The organism is Nocardia sp. NPDC056564, assembly GCF_042793755.1.
Classification (GTDB): domain Bacteria; phylum Actinomycetota; class Actinomycetes; order Mycobacteriales; family Mycobacteriaceae; genus Nocardia.
The window spans coordinates 633,851-651,329 of the sequence record NZ_JBHTUR010000003.1 but is presented as its reverse complement, the minus strand read 5'-3'; the positions used below and the strand labels follow the sequence as shown (position 1 = coordinate 651,329).

Sequence of the window (17,479 nt, the reverse complement as noted above, 5' to 3'; positions counted from 1 at the left end):
CCGATGTCGGGGACATACCTATTCATCGATGCTGCTCCCATGGCCTACGTTGTCGCCGCCGTTGTCGTGCTCGCCGTTCTGGTGGTCCTTAATCTGCTGCTCACCTTTGCGGTGCTGCGGCGCTTGCGGATTCACGAGGAGCGGCTGGCGACACCGGGTGCGGCTCGGCCGGGCGACCGGGATGAACTGATCGGGCGGCAGCTGCCGCAGTTCGCCGGAACCGGGGCAACGCGGCTCGTCGCGTTCTTCTCCGCGGGTTGTGCGCCGTGCGTGGAGCAGGCGGCGGAGTTCGCGGAGCATCCCGACGCGGAACGGGTGGCGATTCTGGTGCTGGGGTTGGCATCGGAAGCCGAGCGTCAGCGGCTGCGCACCGCGCTCGGCGATTCGCCGACGGTGATCGGCGAACCGACCGGCGATACGCTGGCCGGGGAGCTGGGCGTGCACTCGTTTCCGCAGTTGCTGCTGCTGGATCAGTCCGGAACCATTGTGGCGGCACGACATTCGCTCGCCGCGTTGTCCGCGGGCGTCGCGTGACGGTGTGGACGCGGTTGCGCACCGCATGGCAGCTGTGCTGGGCGACCGGCCGGGGACTCACCCTTGTTCAGGTGGTGATCACGCTGATCGGGGGATTCCTGGCCTCCGCGGTGACGTGGTCGACGAAGTTCATGATGGACGGGCTGGCCGAGCCGGGGCACTCGCGGCAGTTGGTTGCGGCCGTATCGGTACTGGCGGTGGCGGGCCTGCTCGGCGCGTGCGAGCCGCGCATCGCGGAATACGTCCGGGCCGAACTGAATCGGCGCGCCTACCTGCTGATGAACGACCGATTGTTCACCGCCGTAGGCGAATTCCAGGGATTGGAGCGATTCGAGGATCCGCGGCTGCTCGACCGCATCCGATCCGCGCAGCAGAGCACCTCGAACGCGGTGGCGCCCGCGACCACCGGATTGTTCTCCGCGGTGCGCGATCTGGTGTCGCTGACCGGGCTGCTTGCCACCGTGTATCTGCTGGCGCCGGTGATGGCGCTGATCCTGATGCTGTCGGCGGTGCCGGTGTTCTTCGCGCAGCTGTCGCTCTCGCGCCGGTTCGCCGGGATGCTGGACACGATGTCGGCGTCGAGCCGGCGGCAGTTCCAGCTGAGCGCGCTCAACAGTGATGTGCGGGCGGTCAAGGAGATTCGGCTCTTCGGGCTCGTGGACTTCTTCCGCGAGCGGGTGCTCTCGGCGATCGTCGCGACCAATCACGCACAGCGCGACCTGGATCGGCGGCAGCTGCGGGCGCAGGCGTCGTTGTCCGCGCTCGGCAGCGTGATCGGCGCGGGCGGGCTTGCCTGGGCGGTGTACGCGGCGAGCCGGGGGCGGTTGTCGATCGGCGACGTCTCGGCCTTCGGCACCGCGGTCGCGGCCGCGCAGGCGGCGCTGTCCGGACTGGTCACCAAGATCAGCGGGGCGCATCGAGGGCTGTTGCAGCTGGATCACTATGTGCGCGTAGTGAATATGCCGCCGGATCGGCCCGCGCCCGCGCTGCCCGCTGTGCTGCCCCCGCTGACCGACGGGATCGAGCTGGTCGACCTCTGGTTCCGCTACGACGAGTCGCAGCCCTGGGTGCTCCGCGGACTGGATGCCCGGATCGGGCACGGCGAGTTGGTGGGGGTAGTCGGTCGCAACGGGGCGGGTAAGAGCACGCTGATCAAACTGCTGTGCCGCTTCTACGAGCCCGATCGCGGGGCGATCCGCTGGGACGGCGTGGATATTCGCGATGTCCCGATCAAGGAGTTGCGGCGGCGGCTCGGCGTCCTTTTCCAGGATTTCATGGAATACGATCTCACCGCGGCCGAGAATATCGGAATCGGTGATCTGCCCGCGCTGTCCGATCCGCGGCGAATAGAACAGGCGGCGGCCGCGGCCGAGGTATCGGCGAAGATCGAGACGCTGCCTCATGGTTATGCCACCATGCTCAGTCGAATCTTTTTCAAGGAGACCGACAAGAATGACGCGGAGCACGGCGTTACCCTATCCGGCGGGCAATGGCAGCGCATTGCCATTGCCCGCGCATTCATGCGCGACGACCGGGAACTGCTGATCTTGGACGAGCCGGGTTCCGGCCTCGACGCGGAGGCGGAGCATCGAATACATCGGCGATTGGCGGCACATCGGACGGGCCGGACGAGTGTGCTCGTCTCGCATCGGCTCGGCGCGGTGCGCGACGCCGATCGGATTCTGGTGCTGGACGAGGGGCGGATCGCCGAGGCGGGTACGCATGCGTCTCTGATGGCGCTGAACGGGCAATATGCGCAGATGTTCACGGTGCAGGCGCAGGGCTACGCCGGCACCCGCGCGGGCTGACGAACCCCCGGTCCGGCGACGCCTCCGGACCGGGTGCGCTAGATCATGGGCAGCCCTGGCGGCAGCCGTAGCCACCGCAGGTATAACCGGTGCCGGGGCAATAACGGCATTGTTGGCAACAATACGACGGATAATTATTGTCGTGATCGCACCAGCATTCCAGCTCTGGCGCGGTACAGGCAGACGCGTCCATTTGTGGTACGAACTTCGCCAGCAACCGGTCGCCGGCCCTCCGTGCGATTCCGATCATGAATTCACCTCATATCTCGCCGGCCCGTCCGGCGGCGGACCGATCATAACCACATTGCTTTCGATTACGGCAAGCGAAATTGCAGGAGAAGAATATGAGATCGCTGGGAGTGGTCGCCGCGCTGCTGGCCGCGGGCGCACTGTTCGTCGCGCGGCGAATGTTGGTCCTGGTGAATGTCACCGGCGCCAGCATGGAACCGACGCTGCGCGACGGTGACCGGATCCTGGTTCGCCGCCGCGGTCCCGGCGGCCTGCGCCGCGGCCGGATCGTGGTGCTGATGGCGCCCGCGGCGGCGCAGGGACCGGACTGGCAGTGTCCCGGCTGGCACGTCAAACGTGTGGTCGCGCTGCCCGGTGACCCGCTGCCCGCCGACGTCCCCGCCCCCGACGGGACCGGTCTGGTGCCGCGGGATTCGGTGGTGGTCTTCGGCGACAACCCGTTCGGCGGCGACTCACGCAACTGGGGGCCGTACCGCGTCGACGGTTTCGTCGGCACGCTGGTCTGCCGCACCCGGACCGCCGGCCGGCTCGGATGATCTACCTCGTGCTGTCCTGCCGGTATCTGCTCGGGGGAGTGTTCCTCGTCGCGCTGGTGGGTAAATTGCGAAGTCGCGCAGCGTATTCGGAGTTCGTCGCGGCGACGGGCGCGCTGCTCGGAGCAGGTGGTCGGACGGCGCGGTGGGCGGCGCAGGCGACCATCGCGGCCGAGGTGGTCATCGTCTGCGCGCTGATCGCCGAACCGGCGGCTCGGATCGGGCTCGGGCTGGCGGCGCTGCTGCTGGGATGTTTCAGCGTCGCGTTGGCGCGGGCATTGCGGCGCGGCTCGACCACACCGTGTCGTTGCTTCGGAGCGTCCGCCACGCCGATCCGGATCGAGCACGCGCTGCGCAGTGCGGCGCTCGGCATCCTCGCCCTCTGCGGGTTGCTGATCGATCTGACCCTAGAGACGCACCGCTACGAGCTAGCCGGTGTCGCGGTCTCGGTGCCTGCCGTGGCGGCGGGCATCCTGCTGACCATTCGGCTCGACGACGTCATCGATCTGCTGCGCTGACCCACGGACAACGTTTCGAAGAAAATCCGGCTGGAGGTGTCGGATCGGGTCGGCGGCGTTCGTAGCAGTGTTGAAGCCGCCCAGCGGGGGTGGCGCGAGAAAGGAAAACCGATGACCACCACCCTGACCGTCGACTTCTTCTGCACCCTCGATGGCTACGGCTCGGCCAACGGCTGGCCCGGATACTGGGGCAAGGAAGGCCCCGAGGTCATCGCGGACCGGGTGCGCACCTTCGCCAAGGACCAGGTGCTCGTCTTCGGCGCGACGACGTTCCGGCAGTTCCGCAAGTTCGTCACCCTGTTCGACGAGCCCTACTACGACAGCCTGAACAAGCTGCCGAAGCTGGTGTTCTCCAGCACGCTCGAAGCGCCGCTCGGCTGGGCGAACTCGACCGTCCTCGATGAAGACGCGGTGACGGCGATCGAGCGGCTGAAGCGCACCACGGACGTGCCGATGCGTTCGCACGGCAGCATCTCGCTGAACCGTGCGCTGCTCGCCGCAGGTCTGGTCGACCGGCTCGAAATCCTCATGTTCCCCGCGGTTTCCGGCAGTGCGGGCGAAGCGGCGCTGCTGCACGGCGGGGCGGAGTTGGACCTGGAACTCGTCGAGTCGACCGTGCTCGACGGCCGGACGCACAAGCTCGTCTACATCCCGCACCTGCACACGGCGGTGCCCGAGGGCGCCGGGCCGAAGCTCAGGAACACCACCCAGGTCGCCTGACCGCAGTGTCTTGACAGCACAGGAGAGGATCTTCGTCTGCGCTATCTGGTTTCCGTGATCGATGACAAGGAAAATCCCGGCAGCACGGACCGGCAGCCGGCGATCAGCGAGTTCAACGACCGGCTGATCGCCGATGGGTACTGGGTTTTCGCGGGTGGACTCGCGGACGTCGACACCGCCACGGTCATCGACAATCGGGGCGAGCAGGCGGTGTTCAGTGACGGGCCGTTCGTCGAGTCGAAGGAGTACCTGGCCGGCGTGTGGGTGTGGGAGGCCCCCGATCTGGACGTGGCATTGCGGCTCGCCGCCGAAGCGTCGAAGGTCTGCGATCGCAAGATCGAGGTGCGGCCGTTCCAGTGAACGACATCGAGGAGGCGATCACCCGCGCGCTGCACACGGAGTGGGCCCGGGTGGTCGCCGGCTTGACCAGGCGATTCGGTGATCTCGACATCGCCGAGGAGGCGACGGCCGAGGCGTTCGCGACCGCCGTCGAGCGGTGGCCGGCCGACGGCGTGCCGCCCAACCCCGGCGCCTGGCTGACCACCACCGCCACCCGCAAGGCCATCGACCGGATCCGTCGCGAGAACAAGCGCGACGACAAGCACAAGGAGGCTCGGATGGTGTTCGACGACGACCCGCCCGAGCCCCTCGGCGTCATCGATGACGATCGGCTGCGGTTGATCTTCACCTGCTGCCACCCGGCGCTGGCCATGGAGGCCAGGCTCGCGCTGACGCTGCGCATGGTCGGCGGCCTGACCGTGCCCGAGATCGCCCACGCCTTTCTGGCGACCGAGGCCGCCACGGGACAGCGGATCACCAGGGCGAAGGCCAAGATCAAAGCGGCGCGCATTCCCTATCGGATGCCGTCGGCCGAGGATCTCCCGGCCAGGATCACCGGTGTGCTCGTCGTCTTGTTTCTCGTCTTCAACGAGGGTTACCTGGCGACCGGCTCGGGCACCGATCCGGTGCGGCAGGACCTGACCGCCGAGGCGATTCGGCTCACCCGCCTGATCCGGGCGCTGCTGCCGGACGACGGTGAGGTGACCGGGCTGCTGGCGCTGATGCTCCTGATCGAGGCCCGGCAGCCCGCCCGGGTCTCGGGCACCGGCGAGCTGGTCGCGCTCGACGAGCAGGACCGCGGGGCCTGGGACCAGGAGCTGATCGCCGAGGGGCACCGGCTGGTGCGCGAGCGCCTTGCCGCTGCCGCCGCCGGGGTGGCTCCCGGTCGCTACCAGGTCCTGGCCGCGATCAATGCCGTGCACACGTCCGCGCGCGACATGCGCGACACCGATTGGTCCCAGATCCTCGCCCTCTACGATCAGCTCGTCCGCCTCGACCCGTCGCCGATCATCGCGCTCAACCGGGCCATCGCCCTAGCCGAGCTCGACGGGCCGGAGGTGGCGCTCGCGGCCGTCGACCGGCTCGAGGACAGGCTCGGGGGATATCACGCCTATCACGCGACCCGGGCCGACCTGCTGCGCAGGCAGGGCCGGAGCCAGGAGTCGCGCGGCGCGTACGACAGAGCCATCGAGTTGGCCGGTAATACCGCCGAGACCGCCTATCTGACCCGCCGGCGCGATCAATTGCGTTGAGGCAGTGCGGGTCTCATGTGTCGGATCCGGTCAGCACCGGGCCGAAGCGACGGTCAGCCGGGTCGAAAAGTATTGTGAGCGGCCGTCTTTCAGCGGGCGCGGATGAAGGACAACACGATTTCGGCGGTACCGGTGGGATCCTCGACGAGAGGGGAGTGGCCGACGCCGGGCAGTGTCCGCACCGTCGCACCGGGGACGGTGCGGTACGCGTCGGTGGAGCTCGCGGGGCGCCAGCGGCGGTCCTGTTCGCCGAAGATCACCAGCAGGGGTGTGCCGAGGGCGGTCAGCCGATCCGGCAGCGCCCGCTCGTTCAGGAAGTCGCGGCCGGCCGCCGTGGTCGAGACGAGGGCGTGGTAGGTCATGCCGCGCAGGTCATCGACGAACTGCTGCGGGATCGGGACGTCGTCGGTGGCGAAGGCGCCGCGCAGCGCCTGGCGCAACAGGTCGTCGGTGCGTACCTGCCAAAGTGCCTCTCCGACAAGGGGAGTCGTGAGCAGTCGGCTGGCGGGTGTCTCGGAGATGTCGTCGCCGATGCTGGGCCCGGTGTCGATCAGTATCAGCGCGCTCACCAGGTCGGGGCGTTGTTCGGCGAGCGAGGTGGCGACCAGGCCGCCGGTGGAGTGACCGGCCACGATAGCCCGCTGGACGCCGAGCTGATCCAGCACTCCGGCGACCCGGTTGCCCTGCGCCGCAATCGAGTAGTCGCCGCCGTCGGGTTTTGCCGAGCCGCCGTGCCCCAGCAGATCGAGGCGGATGACTCGGTAGGAGCTGGTCAGGAGCGGCACGAGCCGGTCCCACCAGTGCGTCGAGCCGGCGAGCCCGTGGATCAGGACCAGGGCCGGACCGTCTACGGGACCGTCCTGGGCGACCTGGATCTGTTGTCCCCCGACGGTCAGCGTCGATTCGCCGGTGGCCGCGACACTTCGGTGCGCGGCCACCACCGAGCTGCCCAGCAACAGCAGGACGAGCGCGCCGACCACGGCCGCAGCGTTGCAGCGGCGTCTTGCTCGGTGTTCAGGTACAGGTGAAGTCATGCAGCCACTATCGCTGCCTGCGGGGTTCGGTGGCTTGTACGAATATTCCCGCCCCGTCGACGTGGACGGCGTCGATCTTCGCGATTCAGGCTCGAACCCGCATCGCTTCAGGGCAGCGGTTTGTTGTAGATCATGAAGTCGCAGGGGGTGGCCAATAGTGGGGCGAGATGTGGGTAGTCGTCTTCGAGGGCGCCGCGGCGGACTACGCGATAGCCGATGCGGGTGTACCACTCGGCAAGGAACTTCTTCGCCGGATGGGTCCAATCTCTCGGGACGAGAAGCTCCAATTGCATAGTGTGCGCGCCTTTTTCGGCGCTCTGCCGTTCCGCGAACCGGACCAGGTCGCGTCCGATGCCGCTGCCGCGCCGTGCGGGTGCGGCGACCAGCATGCCGAACTCGCCGAGCCCGTCGCCGAGCTGCTGAATCCGCACCGAGCCCACGAGCTCCCCGGCCGAGTCGTGCGCCGCCGCGATCTCACCCGCCGCGACGAGATCCGCAACCTCCGCGGGCGTGGTGCGCGCCGCCCCGCCCACCCAGATTCCCTCCTCCGCGACCTCGTATACCCGATTGATCAGCGCAGTCAGCTCGGCAACCACGTGCTCATCGGATGCTGCCGCGCTCGAAAGCATTTCGATGCGGACCACGATCACCTCCTCGTCTGCCGGCGGCATCGCCGACGGTCACATGCTCGTCCAGTCAAACCTGTGCCGTCAGGGCATGGTCAAGTCCCCGGGAAGCTGCGTCCCGGCAGAAGTTCAGCTAGGTGTCCTGCGCGGCCAGTGATGGGACGAAGTCCCGTACACTACTCCCATGGCTCGCTGGCAACCCGACGCACCAGGACGGCTTGCCGCCGCTGCCCTCGAGCTCTTCGAGGAGCGCGGGTACGAGAACACGACCGTGGTCGAGATCGCGGAGCGCGCGGGTCTCACCAAGAGCACGTTCTTCCGGTGCTTCACCGACAAGCGCGAGGTGCTCTTCGGCGGGGGAACGGTGGCCGACGCACTCGTCGAAGGGATCGTCTCGGCACCGCCGGAGGCCGGGCCGCTGGCGGCGGTGGCGGACGCCCTAGATGCGCTCGGCCGGACGTTCTTCACCGCCGACCGCCGCGAGTTCAGCGCCCGGCGTCAGGCCGTGTTGAACGCCAATACCGAACTGCGCGAACGCGAAGCCCTGAAGCGGGCCGACCTCGCCGCCTCGATGATCGAGGCACTCGACCGCCGCGGGGTTCCGAATATGACCGCGCGCGTGGCCGCGCAACTGGGCACCCTCGCCTGGGAAATCGCCTACGAGCAGTGGATCGGCACCGGCAACGGCGAGGACTTCGGCCCGCTGGCCCGGCAAGCGCTCGCCGAAGTTCGCCGGATTCGGACGTAGGGTGACATCCTGTGGAATCAGACAGCAACCTGGAGGACTTACGGTCGGTGCTCTCGTGCGTTTTCGAGAAGCTCGGCGCCGAGAGCCTCACCGAGCCCGACCGGGTCGAGTTGGTGGCACGCGCCGAGGTGGTTCAGGACCGGATCGACGCGATCCAGGACGTCTTCGACGACGAGGAGCCCGTGGCCACGTCCGCGCCGGAGTCGCCGGCTGACCGGCTGTTCTGAGGCGGCCGGGCGGTCGACTCAGGACGCGAAGTCCGGGCACAAATGCGTTGTCGCCGCGCTGACGAACAACGTGCCCTGCCCGAACTGGTAAGCCCGTTCGACCGCGGAAACCTCATCGAGCACCGGCACACCCCTGCGCAGGTGGTCACACGTCGCGTAGCCCGCGCTGATCATCTCGGCGGTCGATCGTCCGGGCAGGGTGGCGTTGTTCACGCTGATCTCGTCGACGAACGCCGCTTCGGCGCCGCCCGCGTCGGCCGTCGCGGCGGCGCCGACCGCGGCACCGCCGAGTGCGACGAAGGTCGCGGCACAGGCGATTGCGAAGGTGCGGAGGCGAATTCGGTCGATAGCCATGCTGTCATCCTTGGGTCCGGGCGTCGTTGTCGATGTAGCGTCAACAATCCCGCAGTCGACAGCGCCGGGAAACCCACCCCAGGGCTGACCCTGAACCACCCCTGCCCGCCGGTCCACCTCGAGCCCGCGCACCGCACGCCGGCACCGCGCCACCGTCGTCTCCCGCGTGCGCTGTCGAAGTGCCTCTAGGATGCTCGGCGTGCCAGTCTCCATCGCCGACCTCGTCGGCTACACCGAACGCGACCTCGACGCCGATCTCGCGCGTTGGTTCGCCGCCGCGCCTCCGGTTCGGGTGCCGGGCGAAACCCGTTCGGTGACAGCATTTCTCGCTCGCCTCGCCCCCTCCGATGCCGCAGCATTGAGCGCCCTCGACCGTCGTGTGCGCTCCGGCCTGCTGCCGCAGTTCCTCGACATCTTCGACTGGTCCTACGGCTTCGATTTCGCCGGAAACGATTGCGGTATACGCGATTCGGACTATGTGACCGAACTGACCGACGATGACGTCTATTCGATCGGCGCCGACGGCGGGGGCAACCTCTACGTGGTACTCACCAATGGCCAAGTGGCCGTGTGGTTTCACGAGGAAGAGGTGGTCGAGGGCGGCACCCGCTTCGACAACCTCGACGTCTTCCTCTGGTCCTACGTGCGCTACCGCGCGGTCCGGGACGGCCGTCTCGCGCGCTCGGCGGTCGAGGCCGACTTCCTCGCCCTCGGCCAGGACGGTGCGCTCGACCCCGGCCTGGGCCTACTCCGCCTCATGCGCTAGCGAACTCCGCCATTGCAGGCCAACGGATTTCAGCGACCCAGGCACCTGCGACGGCCGGACCGTCGGCAGAAATTGCTACTCCGCTGCGCCCGCTCGGGTCCCCCATAACCGTCGGCCTGCTGTGGCGGCGTTCGCGCGGTTCACATCGATGTCGAGGGTGTCGTCGGCGAGGCGGTACGGGACGATGATGTCGATCGCCTGCCCTTCGCGATGCTCGAGGGCGACCTTGATGGCCTTGCCCCGGACCGGCGCAGCCGCGTCGACAGCGAAGACGGTCGCCCGCGCCCGTAGTTCGGCGCCGTCACCGGGTAGTTCGAGCCGGGCGCGGATGGCGTCCTCGGTCGTGGCCGCACCGGGCTCGCCCAACGCGCGCAACACGCGTGCGCCGGTCCCGTCGATCACCAGCATGAACGGTGCGAAACTTCCGTATTCGCCCAATGTGTCGGCCGCCGCACCTATACTTGCCTCGAACAGTGTGTCGAGGTCGTCGCGGGCTTGCGGGGAGGCCGAATCTCGCCAATCCAACTGTTCGCTCCAGGGGATTCGTTGCTTATGCGGGGAGGCAGAGCATGGCACAGCAGATCTTACAGGTCGGTCTCGCCCAGTTACGGCGTGGCGCAAGCCGATTCGCCGAACATCATGGGGACTTGTCCGGCGTGATGGCCGATATCCACCGCGGCCACGGCGAGTTACAAGAAACGTGGTCCGGAGCAGCGGCCAGTGCGATCCACGAGGTGTGGGACGACCTGCATCCCCGGATCCGCGCCCATATCGACCGAATCGCCACCTACGCCGAGCAGCTGAACTCGGCCGCGATCACCTACCAGAGCACCGATTCCGGCAACGCGTCGGACATCGGCGGCACCGCGGCGCAGCGGAAGGCGTAGCGACGATGGCGCACCGATACGATCTCACCGAAATGGACCGATTCCTCACCGACCTGGACGTACACATCCGCAGGCTGGAAGGGATGCGCGGTGCCGTCGGGCAGTCCGCCGCCGAGGTAAAACCCCATTTCGTCGGAGCAGGCGGCGACGGCTTCGACACCGCCCATGCCGACTGGCAAACCGAATGGGTCGGGCACCTCGACCAGTTGCGTGCCTTGCGCAAGCAGGTGCACGCGGCCAAGGCCAACTACGCCGAGGCCGAAAGGCTCAATCGCGAGATGTTCGGCTTCGCGGGTTAGTCGATGAGTGCCCGGCATATCGCGGCATTTACGCTGCTGGTCGTCATGACGGGGTGCGGGAGCTCAATGGACGGCCCGCTTCCGGAGCAGACGAGCCCGGACGCGTATTCCTGCGATGCGGAAAAGCCGAGTGGGCAGGTGTTCGTCCGGGAGTCCGGCGGGCGTCAGCCGTTTCCGATCTCGCTGCCCCGGCTCGACGGCTGGGCGGTGAATCCGGTGTCTACCGGCGAACTGTCGGTGGTACGCCGCGATGGCGGCGCGTTCGCGCTGGTGTCGGCAATCGCCGGGGTGGCGCCGCACCGCGACGACGAGGCGAACGTGACCTATCTGGCAGGCCTGGCCGGTGTGCCGAATACCGCGGGCTGGCGCCAGCGAGCCAGTGTACGCGCCCAGGTGTGCGGGCATCGCGCCGTAATCGTGGACGGCGAATTCCAGCAGCCGTATCTGTACGAATCGGAATCGTTTCTGGGACTTGTCGTTCCGTGCGGGGCTAGGACCGCCACGGTTCAGCTGTCCGGTCTGGTGCACGGCGCGAGTTCTGCGTTCGATGACGAGATCGCGACGATCATGCGGAATTTCCAAGTCGGGACCTGCGTGAAGGAATAGATGTCATGACGACAGTGCATCCCGAATGGTATTGGGACGTCGCGCGCCAGCTGGGTGCCTTGAGCACGAGACTGGAGCAGAAGGTCCGCGAACTCGACGGGGGTCTGGACGTGTCCCGCTCGGCCGGCGTGCACTCCACCGCTGGAACCGGTTGGGCCGCTGCCTATTCCCAGTCCGCCACGGACGTCTTCGAGCTCAGCTCGCTCAGCGCCATCGCGGCGGGCAACTTCGCGAAGATGGTGCACGCCGCGGGCGTCAATCACGCCGAGGCGGAGAACAAGAACGCACCGGGCAAATCGCAGATTCCGATCCCGCCCGCGCCGCCGGTGACCAGCTTGCACTATTCGCTGCATCCGACCCGGCTGTGCAACGGCGGCACCGACGACGTTCCTGACCGGTGGTATCTGATCGAGGGGCGGCATCGAAAGGCTTGGGCCGATTGCGATACCGGCAAGATCAACCATGCGAGCCAGATGTTCGGCAAGTTCAGCACCGACTTCAAGAACGTCCAGCTGAAATGCCCGCACAATCCGGATGAGCCGGAGGATGTGCCGATGATCCGGGCGGCGGCCGGTAGCCTGCTGACCGCGCTCGACGACGTCTCGGCGTTCTCCGATTATCTCAGCAAGGCCTGCCACCAGGTCGCGGACAAGTCGAATATCGAGCGGGAGACGATCAAAACGATCCTGTTCTATGCCGAACTGACTATCAACACCTGGAAGGTCACCCGATCGGCGCCGATCCTGAAGTGGTACCTGAAGAGGTTGATCGACGAGTACATCGAAGAATTGAAGAGCCAGGCCGGGCGCGATGTCGATGCATTGCTGACGGAACTGGACGAATTCGTCGACGGCGCGATTCAGCAAACCGGCGGTTCGATGGCCGGCGCGACCGGCGACGTGCAGCTGTTTCTGGCTCCGCTGCTGGGGCGGTATGCGCGCCAAGGATATCCGACGAGTGGTCGCCTGCTCTTCGACAACATTCGAGCCGGGCGCGATGGCGAACTGCGCGCCGGACTGGATCCGACCGCGCCCAAGCGCGCGGTGTACATCAACGGGCGCACCCGTATTCCCGACCGGATCGATGACGTGAACCGGCAGGTCACCGAGGTCAAGAACACCAACGACACGCAACGGTCGGCGGAGCAGATCCGTGACGAAGCCGATTGGGCGGCGCAAAATGGATACACCATGACCCTGATCGTCGATCACCGCACACAACTGGCGCCCGACACCCAGCAACTGGTCAATGAAGGCAAAGTCACCGTGATTCGCGAGGAACTCGACGACAACCTCGGCAAGGGGCAATCGCCGGCGCCGTTCATTCCCAAACCGGGTTGGGGTCCGCCGCGAAGTAACACGGATCCGCGCGGGTCGACGGGGGTGCCGGTGCCATGAGTTTCGAATACGCGCGAATGCCGAAGGGCGACAACTGGCTGGATGAGCTGCCCGCGGGCTACCGTGACGGCCAGAATGGATTCGACCTGCGGATCGCCAGGGAACTCGCCGCGGTCGGCGTGCGCTGCTACACCTTGGACGATCTGGCGAACGGACCGCGGACGATCCCGCCGGCGATTCCCATTTTCGTCGATTGGCTCGAACATCTCGACGAGCGCATTCCCGGGCCCGAAACCCACCACAAATGGGCCATCCGCACCGGGTTGATCCGCAACCTCATCGACCCGGCGGCCAAGCGCAACCGGCGGGCGATCGAGGTCTTGTTCCGCGAGATCGAACGCACCGACGTGCCGCTGCAACCGCACGTCGAATTCTGGGCGGCGCAGGCGCTGGACACCATCGCCGAGCGCGGCGACTACGAACGCATGGTGCACCTGCTGCACACCCTGCCCAATATCGCGTCAAAGGTGCCTATCCTGCGTTTTCTCGGGCGGTTCAACACCGAGGAGGCGCGCGAGCTGGTGCTGCCCTACGTCACTGATCCGAACACCAGGGGTCCGGCGATCAGGGCTTTGGCCCGATTCAAGAATCCGGCCGATCGTGCCCTGGTCGAGCAGTACGCGGGCGACCCGAACAGCCAGGTGCGCACGGCCGTCAAGGCAGCCCTCGGGAAGATTCCGGTTCGATGACCTCCGACTACTCCAGGTTCGGAGCGCAGGGGGCCGAGCTGTTGAACCGGCTTGCGGAGCAGGCGCGCGAGCTCTCGGCGATGGTCGAGGAGGTCGAGGCGCTCGAGGCAGAGGTCACCGACGACCAGCACGCGGTCACCGTGCGCTGCACCGCGGGTGGGCTCGTTCAGGCCGTGACGATTCATTCCGCCGCGCGCAGGCTGAGCAATCAGGTCCTCGGCGAGCTGATCGTCGCGACCACGAATTCCGCGTTCGCCCAAGCTCAAGCCGCCGCGGCGGCGCGCACCGGCGAGTACCACGCCGCGCAGCGGGAGATCAATGAGCAACTGCGTCACCCTGATCCGGCCGCGGCCGCGGCGCTCGCCGAACTCACGGCCAAGATAGGTGGACCTCCAGCGCCCGTGACTCCCGACGAGCAGGACGACGAGGACCGGCACCGCAGGCCCGCCGTCTTCGACGACTAGCCCGGTCGCGTTCCCTCCCCGGCCAGCCCCCGGAGTGGACCCGCCAAACGATGCCCATGAGCGCCGAAGAGAAACCGCGGCGAACCCGTGACCGGAAGGGCCGCCGTCTACGGGGTGCCCGAGGCGGTCGTCGCGATGCCGCCGTCCACCGGGATGATGGCGCCCGTGAGGTAGGAGCCGGAGCGGCCGGCGAGGAACACGGCGATACCCGCCATGTCGTCGTCGCGGCCGAGCCGGCGCAGCGGGGTCGCCGCCGCGATCGTGTCGCCGATGGCATCGAGCGTGGACTCCATCATCTGCGACGGGAACACTCCCGGTGCTACCGCGTTCACCGTGATGTGCTGCGGGCCAAGCTCTCTGGCGAGCACCCTGGTGAGTTGATGGAGTGCCGCCTTGCTGCTGGCGTAGGAGTAGTTGGGCGACTGGGCGACGTGGATGGCGGCGATACTGCCGATGTTGATGATCCGCGCGGGATCATCGGCGGTACCCGCCCGGCGCAGTGCGGGGAGCAGCGCCTGCACCAGCCAGAACGGCGACTTGAGGTTGAGATCGATCACCGTGTCCCAGGCCTCGTCCGGGAACGTCGCCAGCGGTTCGCGCCACATCGCTCCCGCGTTGTTGACCAGGATGTCCAGGCGTTCCGAGTCGGCCTCGACCAGTTCGGCGAGGCGCCGACACTCGTCGTGCCGGGACAGGTCGGCGGGAATCGCTTGCACGTCACCGAATTCGGACAGCAGTTGCCGTGCCGCCGCGCACGCGTCTGCGTTACGTGAGCTGATGACGACGCGGGCGCCCGCCTGGAGAAGACCGCGCGCAATCATCATCCCGATGCCTTTGGTGCCGCCGGTGACCAGGGCGCGCTTTCCGCTCAAATCGAAAAGCTCTGTGTGAGAGTTGAATTGGTTTTCCGCCATGGTTTCCGCTCCTTCTGTCGTGGAAGATTGCGCCGACGTGCGCATGCCGGGCAGCTGAATCGAACTGAACGCCGCGTTGTGTCCGTGGGTGTTGTCGGCGCTTTCGGCTCAACTAGGTTGGCAGGCGATTTCGACGTCCGGGAGACCCTGGTGATACAGGCACTGTGAGACCCTCTTTCCTGGTGCGCGGACTCGGCGGCTTTCTCCGCGGCACGGCAGGGCGTTCGTGTAATGCGTTGGGCGCATTACCATTCCATTCCCACCGCAGCGCCAGGTGGCCGGTGTTGCGTGCCGATTTGACCTCAATACGTGTTGAGGTTGGAGGCTGTCCGCATGCGAGAGATCAGAGTCAGTCGCTTCGGCGGTCCCGAAGTCTTGGAGTTGATCGACGATCTGCCGAGGCCGACGCCGGGTGCGGGCGAGCTCCTGGTGGATGTGGCCGCGGCCGGGGTCGGTTGGCTCGACACTCGGATTCGGGCCGGCCAGGCGCCGTCGGTGTTCGAGGTGACGCTTCCGTTTGTTCCGGGTAGCGCGGTGTCGGGCCAGGTCAGCGCGGTCGGTCCGGGGGTGGACCGCGACTGGGTGGGCACCGCGGTGGTTACCCACGCCATCGGCGGCTACGGCGGCGGATACTCCGACACCGTCGTCGCCGCGGCGGACGCCACCTACTCGATCCCACTGGGCCTCGATCACCGTGCCGCACTTGCCGTGCTGGATGACGGCAGCACCGCCCTTGCGCTGCTGGAGAACACGCCGGTCGCACCCGGAGACCTGGTGTTGGTGCAGCCAGGCCTCGGCGGTCTGGGCAGTCTCCTGGCGCAGCTGGTCGCGCGGGCAGGCGCACAGGTGATCGCGGCGGTCGCGGGAGCCGAGAAGGTCTCGCACGCAAAGCGTTCGGGCTTCGCGGTGGTGGACTATTCGGCGCCGGACTTCACCGGCCAAGTCGTGGCCGTCACGGGCGGCCGCCCGTTGAACGTGGTGTTCGACGGCATCGGCGGAGCGCTCGGCGCAGCCGCACTGGCGCTGATCGGGGACGGCGGCCGATTCTGCGGCTATGGCATGACAAGCGGTACCGAAACCGTCGTCGAGGCCGCCCATCGTCAACGGCTGACGGTCACCGACATGTCCCAGCTCCCGAGTTTCTGGGCGGACGCGCCCCGCAGAATCAGGCAGGTGCTGACCGAAGCCGCCGCGGGCCGCTTGCTCCCACTAATCGGCCAAACCTACCCCCTCACCGACGCCGCCCGAGCGCACGCCGACATCGAGGCCAGATCGGTCGTCGGCAAAAGCGTGCTGCTGCGTTAGCCGCTGCGTGTCCGAATCATGGTGCGAGTTCTAGACAGACGCCCACGCGATCGTCGAGCCGGAGCCCGACACCCGGGCCTGGTTCGCCGTCCAGTTCGATGCGTCCCCCTTCGGCATCTTCGACGTGTTCCCAGACGGCGCCGGCCGGCAAGCCCACCTGGCCGGGGACGTCGCGCCGCCCCACCGCGGAAGCCCGTGCGCCCGGTGCCAGCCTTCGCAGCCGGTCTTGTGCCGCACCACCGGACGTCGCGGCCGGGACCGGGCCGAGATCATGTGCTTCGGGCGGACGGTGGTTCTGCGAACGCGAGGTGGGTCGCGGCGAGCCCGGGGTTACGGGCGAGGGTGGTGGGAGTGGTGCCGGTGAACGCCGAGACGTCTCGATGTAGATGGGATTGGTCGGTATAGCCGCATTCCGCCGCGACCAGGGCGGTGCTGCGGCCCGCGGTCAGCTGGTGGGCGGCATGGTGGAAGCGCATCAGCTTCGCGGCATGCTTGGGCGCTACGCCCACCTGCGATCGGAACTTCGTCCACAGGCGTTTGCGGCTCCAGCCGAGCTCGACGGCCAGGTCATCGACCCGGATCCGGCCACGGCTGGCGGCGATCCTTTCCCACGCCCAGATCACCTCAGGGGCCATCGGCGGTCCCGCCGTGATTCGACGGGTGAGAAATGTATCCGCCACGGTGAATCGATCGCTCCACGACGTGGCCTCGTTCAATTGTTGCCGGATTCTCGATGTTTCCCGGCCCCAGACGGCGTCGAGGTCGATCATGGATTCGAGGTCGGTCGGGCAGCCGCCCAGCACAGTGTGCGCGACCACCGGGGACATGCGCAGCTCCAGGCATGCGATGTTCCGGCCGCGCATTCCGGCTGGGCGGAGTGTGAGACCGGCTGCGAGACTGCCGTGCCGCTGTCTGCCGGCGGGGTCCTCGACGACAAGTGCGCCGTCGCCGAATTCGAGTATCACGGTGATCGATGGGTGCGGGATCACCTGTTGCTCGATCGGATCCGTACGCAGACTGCGGAACCCGGCCATCCGGACGCCGCGGACCGGAGTTGGCCGCGTCGGCCGCACGACATCCCAGGCTGCGTCATCCGAGTGGACCACGCAAACACCCCTATTTCCGGTAGATCACACCACCTGATGCTACGAGCGGATACCCGCCTCATGGTGGATCGACAGACCTGGGAACAAACGTACAAGACGATGT

Annotated in this window: 23 protein-coding genes; 17 read left to right on the top strand and 6 right to left on the bottom strand. The window is 67.3% G+C overall.

Features of this window, described 5'->3' with window-relative positions:
- Positions 1–39 precede the first annotated feature (39 nt).
- From ACFQ9K_RS10810 to ACFQ9K_RS10780, 7 genes are all read left to right on the top strand, one after another.
- Positions 40–534, top strand: a complete 495-nt coding sequence (locus ACFQ9K_RS10810; protein ID WP_378725960.1) for a TlpA family protein disulfide reductase — start codon at positions 40–42, stop codon at positions 532–534.
- Positions 531–2,342: an ABC transporter ATP-binding protein gene (locus ACFQ9K_RS10805; RefSeq protein WP_378725957.1), complete on the top strand. Its 1,812-nt coding sequence runs from the start codon at positions 531–533 to the stop codon at positions 2,340–2,342. Before ACFQ9K_RS10810 ends, ACFQ9K_RS10805 begins: the two co-directional genes overlap by 4 nt.
- A 344-nt stretch (positions 2,343–2,686) precedes the next feature.
- Positions 2,687–3,127: a S26 family signal peptidase gene (locus ACFQ9K_RS10800; RefSeq protein WP_378725955.1), complete on the top strand. Its 441-nt coding sequence runs from the start codon at positions 2,687–2,689 to the stop codon at positions 3,125–3,127.
- Positions 3,124–3,642 (top strand): MauE/DoxX family redox-associated membrane protein, encoded by a 519-nt coding sequence (locus tag ACFQ9K_RS10795; protein WP_378725953.1) that lies wholly within the window; start codon positions 3,124–3,126, stop codon positions 3,640–3,642. The genes ACFQ9K_RS10800 and ACFQ9K_RS10795 overlap by 4 nt, the downstream gene beginning before the upstream one ends.
- A gap of 111 nt (positions 3,643–3,753) precedes the next feature.
- Complete coding sequence (locus ACFQ9K_RS10790) at positions 3,754–4,362, top strand: dihydrofolate reductase family protein (RefSeq protein ID WP_378725951.1); 609 nt, start codon at positions 3,754–3,756, stop codon at positions 4,360–4,362.
- 36 nt (positions 4,363–4,398) lie between these two features.
- Entirely contained in the window at positions 4,399–4,722 is a 324-nt protein-coding gene (locus ACFQ9K_RS10785) for a YciI family protein (protein ID WP_378725964.1), read from the top strand.
- Positions 4,719–5,954: an RNA polymerase sigma factor gene (locus tag ACFQ9K_RS10780; RefSeq protein ID WP_378725949.1), complete on the top strand. Its 1,236-nt coding sequence runs from the start codon at positions 4,719–4,721 to the stop codon at positions 5,952–5,954. The genes ACFQ9K_RS10785 and ACFQ9K_RS10780 overlap by 4 nt, the downstream gene beginning before the upstream one ends.
- A gap of 89 nt (positions 5,955–6,043) precedes the next feature.
- Here ACFQ9K_RS10780 and ACFQ9K_RS10775 read toward each other — a convergent pair whose 3' ends face one another.
- Together ACFQ9K_RS10775 and ACFQ9K_RS10770 are read right to left on the bottom strand one after the other, a co-directional pair.
- Positions 6,044–6,988 carry an alpha/beta fold hydrolase gene (locus ACFQ9K_RS10775; RefSeq protein ID WP_378725947.1) on the bottom strand — a complete coding sequence of 315 codons (945 nt, stop codon included), beginning with the start codon at positions 6,986–6,988 and terminating at the stop codon, positions 6,044–6,046.
- Between the two features lie 107 nt (positions 6,989–7,095).
- Positions 7,096–7,632, bottom strand: a complete 537-nt coding sequence (locus ACFQ9K_RS10770; protein ID WP_378725945.1) for a GNAT family N-acetyltransferase — start codon at positions 7,630–7,632, stop codon at positions 7,096–7,098.
- 166 nt (positions 7,633–7,798) lie between these two features.
- Here ACFQ9K_RS10770 and ACFQ9K_RS10765 point away from each other — a divergent pair, with 166 nt between their 5' ends.
- Both ACFQ9K_RS10765 and ACFQ9K_RS10760 read left to right on the top strand, forming a co-directional pair.
- The gene (locus ACFQ9K_RS10765; protein WP_378725943.1) at positions 7,799–8,362 is read left to right on the top strand and encodes a helix-turn-helix domain-containing protein; all 564 of its coding nucleotides are present in this window, start codon (positions 7,799–7,801) and stop codon (positions 8,360–8,362) included.
- 11 nt (positions 8,363–8,373) lie between these two features.
- Positions 8,374–8,589 carry a hypothetical protein gene (locus tag ACFQ9K_RS10760; protein ID WP_378725941.1) on the top strand — a complete coding sequence of 72 codons (216 nt, stop codon included), beginning with the start codon at positions 8,374–8,376 and terminating at the stop codon, positions 8,587–8,589.
- Positions 8,590–8,607: 18 nt separating this feature from the next.
- Here the strand turns inward: ACFQ9K_RS10760 and ACFQ9K_RS10755 are convergent, their stop codons facing one another.
- On the bottom strand, positions 8,608–8,943 hold the full coding sequence (locus tag ACFQ9K_RS10755) for a DUF732 domain-containing protein (RefSeq protein WP_378983094.1): 336 nt from the start codon (positions 8,941–8,943) through the stop codon (positions 8,608–8,610).
- A gap of 199 nt (positions 8,944–9,142) precedes the next feature.
- On the opposite strand from ACFQ9K_RS10755, the gene ACFQ9K_RS10750 reads away from it, so the two are divergent.
- Complete coding sequence (locus ACFQ9K_RS10750; RefSeq protein WP_378721681.1) at positions 9,143–9,709, top strand: hypothetical protein; 567 nt, start codon at positions 9,143–9,145, stop codon at positions 9,707–9,709.
- A gap of 75 nt (positions 9,710–9,784) precedes the next feature.
- Here ACFQ9K_RS10750 and ACFQ9K_RS10745 read toward each other — a convergent pair whose 3' ends face one another.
- Positions 9,785–10,234 carry a hypothetical protein gene (locus ACFQ9K_RS10745; RefSeq protein WP_378721680.1) on the bottom strand — a complete coding sequence of 150 codons (450 nt, stop codon included), beginning with the start codon at positions 10,232–10,234 and terminating at the stop codon, positions 9,785–9,787.
- Positions 10,235–10,278: 44 nt separating this feature from the next.
- Here ACFQ9K_RS10745 and ACFQ9K_RS10740 point away from each other — a divergent pair, with 44 nt between their 5' ends.
- The 6 genes from ACFQ9K_RS10740 (at position 10,279) to ACFQ9K_RS10715 (ending at position 14,051) form a co-directional block, all read left to right on the top strand.
- Complete coding sequence (locus tag ACFQ9K_RS10740; RefSeq protein WP_378721679.1) at positions 10,279–10,596, top strand: WXG100 family type VII secretion target; 318 nt, start codon at positions 10,279–10,281, stop codon at positions 10,594–10,596.
- A gap of 5 nt (positions 10,597–10,601) precedes the next feature.
- Positions 10,602–10,895, top strand: a complete 294-nt coding sequence (locus ACFQ9K_RS10735) for a WXG100 family type VII secretion target (RefSeq protein ID WP_378721678.1) — start codon at positions 10,602–10,604, stop codon at positions 10,893–10,895.
- A gap of 66 nt (positions 10,896–10,961) precedes the next feature.
- Positions 10,962–11,501, top strand: coding sequence for a hypothetical protein (locus ACFQ9K_RS10730; RefSeq protein ID WP_378721677.1), 540 nt, complete (start codon positions 10,962–10,964; stop codon positions 11,499–11,501).
- 5 nt (positions 11,502–11,506) lie between these two features.
- Complete coding sequence (locus ACFQ9K_RS10725) at positions 11,507–12,898, top strand: putative toxin (protein ID WP_378721675.1); 1,392 nt, start codon at positions 11,507–11,509, stop codon at positions 12,896–12,898.
- Entirely contained in the window at positions 12,895–13,587 is a 693-nt protein-coding gene (locus tag ACFQ9K_RS10720; protein WP_378721674.1) for a HEAT repeat domain-containing protein, read from the top strand. Before ACFQ9K_RS10725 ends, ACFQ9K_RS10720 begins: the two co-directional genes overlap by 4 nt.
- On the top strand, positions 13,584–14,051 hold the full coding sequence (locus ACFQ9K_RS10715) for a YbaB/EbfC family nucleoid-associated protein (protein WP_378721673.1): 468 nt from the start codon (positions 13,584–13,586) through the stop codon (positions 14,049–14,051). The genes ACFQ9K_RS10720 and ACFQ9K_RS10715 overlap by 4 nt, the downstream gene beginning before the upstream one ends.
- A 107-nt stretch (positions 14,052–14,158) precedes the next feature.
- On the opposite strand, the gene ACFQ9K_RS10710 is transcribed toward ACFQ9K_RS10715, so the two are convergent.
- Entirely contained in the window at positions 14,159–14,965 is an 807-nt protein-coding gene (locus tag ACFQ9K_RS10710) for an SDR family oxidoreductase (protein ID WP_378721672.1), read from the bottom strand.
- 333 nt (positions 14,966–15,298) lie between these two features.
- On the opposite strand from ACFQ9K_RS10710, the gene ACFQ9K_RS10705 reads away from it, so the two are divergent.
- The gene (locus ACFQ9K_RS10705) at positions 15,299–16,270 is read left to right on the top strand and encodes a zinc-binding dehydrogenase (RefSeq protein WP_378721671.1); all 972 of its coding nucleotides are present in this window, start codon (positions 15,299–15,301) and stop codon (positions 16,268–16,270) included.
- A 269-nt stretch (positions 16,271–16,539) separates the two neighbouring features.
- Here ACFQ9K_RS10705 and ACFQ9K_RS10700 read toward each other — a convergent pair whose 3' ends face one another.
- Positions 16,540–17,376, bottom strand: a complete 837-nt coding sequence (locus tag ACFQ9K_RS10700) for a helix-turn-helix domain-containing protein (protein WP_378721670.1) — start codon at positions 17,374–17,376, stop codon at positions 16,540–16,542.
- Between the last annotated feature and the right edge of the window lie 103 nt (positions 17,377–17,479).